At 37.3% G+C, this 2,414-nt stretch carries 1 protein-coding gene; it reads left to right on the top strand.

All coding sequences use genetic code 11. The annotated features are described in order from the left end of the window. Positions 1 to 64 precede the first annotated feature (64 nt). Positions 65 to 2,414: ABC transporter permease (locus E1171_RS02780; protein WP_155203859.1), on the top strand; the 2,350-nt coding region annotated here is incomplete at its 3' end.

Below are 2,414 nucleotides of genomic sequence, written 5' to 3'. Positions count from 1 at the left end.
GGCAACTGATGATCCTGTGAATTCTATTCGTTACGAATGATAATTTTTTATTCCTTTTTCAATTATGTTAAAAAACTACTTTAAAACCGCCTTTCGAAATTTAATCAAACATAGATTCTACACATTAATCAATTTGTTGGGGCTTTCCGTTGGGCTAGCGGCTTGTCTTTTGATATTTTTCTGGGTGCAAGATGAGTTAAGCTATGATCGTCATAATAAAGACCTTGATCAATTGTACCGCCTGTATATTAGTTTCAATTTTAAAGATTATCAGGGAACACAAGCCGTGTTTCCTGGTTTTATAGCACAGACTTTTAAAAATGACTTTCCTGAAATAGAGCAAGCAGGAAGATACCGACATCAAGGAAGTGGCTTACTGACTTTTGGATCAACTTCTTTTAAAGCTGAAACATTAGCTTATGCCGATTCGACCCTATTCCAGGTTTTAAGTTTGTCTTTCATAAAAGGGGATCCTGAGCACGCATTGCGAGGGCCAAATTCCATCCTACTAAATGAAAGTATTGCGAAAAAGATTTTCGGAGAAGAAGACCCTCTCGGACAATTATTAGTGCTGGACCAGGACAAAACATTTAAGGTAAGTGGGGTATTTAAAGACATGCCTGCCAATACTCATTTTAATTATAATGTGTTTGCCTCGGTTCAAAGTTTGGATGAACCTTTCTATGACACTTTCCGAAGTCACAACTCTTATACCTATGTAAAACTTCATCCTGGTGTTTCTCCCAGGAATTTAGAAGCAAAAATTCAGGAAAACTTTGTCCGTAAGAAATATGAACCGGGCTTTTTAGAAGCATGGGGGAAAAATTGGGAAGAACTAACTAAAGAAAGTGGACAAGAAGTAGTCACCTACCATCTGGAGGCTGTAAAGAATATTCACCTTTATTCTGAAGGGATTGGACCAGGAAGTGACAAAGCCATAGAATTTGTATACATTTTTTCAGCCATCGCCCTAATCATTTTAACAATTGCTTCCATCAATTATATGAATTTGGCCACGGCACGCTCTACCAATCGGGCCAAAGAGGTTGGAATACGTAAAACTTTAGGGGCTTACCGTGCTCAACTGAAAAAACAATTTATAACTGAATCCTTTATTTTAAGCCTGTTTGCTCTGGCTATTTCCCTAATTTTCCTGGAATTAGCCCTTCCGGCATTTAATCAACTTGCAAACAAATCGCTCAACATACACTATTGGGGAAATTGGAAATTTGGATTTCTTTGTGCTGGACTAATCTTCCTATTAACTTTTCTGGCAGGCGCATATCCCGCTTTTTATTTATCTGCTTTTAACCCCTCTTCAATTATAAAAGGAGGATTAACTAAAGGAAAAAAAGGACAACAAGTAAGAAACCTCTTGGTAGTTATTCAATTTAGTATTTCCATTTTCTTGATCGTAGGAACTATTATCATTTTCAAACAAATAAAATTCGTACAACAAGCAGACTTGGGATTTAATAAAAAGCAGGTATTAATCTTAAAAGATGCCTATGGATTAGGAAAAAATATTCGTGGCTTCAAAGAGGAAGTTTTAAGAAATCCATTGTTTAAATCAGCCAGTATTACAGGATATATACCAGTGGATAATTATTATACAGATTACTACAGAACTTCCTATTGGTCAGAGGAAGGAAAAACTGAACTATCCACTTTGGCTTTTACAATCGACCATGATTACTTTAATACCTACGGGATGGAATTAGCCTCTGGCCGTTTCTTTTCTCCTGAGTTTTCTACTGATTCCACAGCGGTGGTCATCAATGAAACGGCAGCTAAAATCCTTCAATTAGAAAATCCTATTGGCACCCGAATTTCATCAGGAGATCAAACCAATAAAGAATTTAAAGTAGCTAACTATTATACGATTGTTGGGGTAGTTAAAGATTTCCATTTTCAATCGATGCGAAATGAGATATTCCCCATTGTTATGCATTTAGGAAATAATTCAGGAATGATGGGATTTCAAATAGAAGAAAGCTCGGCAAGGGATGCCATGGCTTTTTTAAAACAAAAATGGAATAAAATGGCCCCTGGCCAACCCTTTTCCTATACTTTTCTCGATGATCAGTTTAACCAACTCTACCAAGGGGAACAAAGAACAGCTAAGATTATGGCCATTTTCTCCGGCTTGGCCATTTTTATTGCCTGCTTAGGACTATTTGCCCTTGCCGCCTTTACCGCTGAACAAAGAAAAAAGGAAATTGGGGTAAGAAAGGTTTTAGGCTCCTCTGTCTTTTCTATTGTACTTTTGCTTTCCAGAGATTTTGCCAAACTCATTTTGATCGCTTTTATAATCGCCTCTCCTTTCGCCTGGTATGTGATGAACGATTGGCTGGAAGGCTTTGCTTATCGTACCTCTATTGGCATTGGGGTATTTTTAATAGCCATAGGCCTCT

Source organism: Xanthovirga aplysinae, from assembly GCF_009711365.1.
GTDB classification, from domain to species: domain Bacteria; phylum Bacteroidota; class Bacteroidia; order Cytophagales; family Cyclobacteriaceae; genus Xanthovirga; species Xanthovirga aplysinae.
Note: the sequence above shows the minus strand (reverse complement) of the source record. Positions and strands in the feature narration are given on the sequence as shown.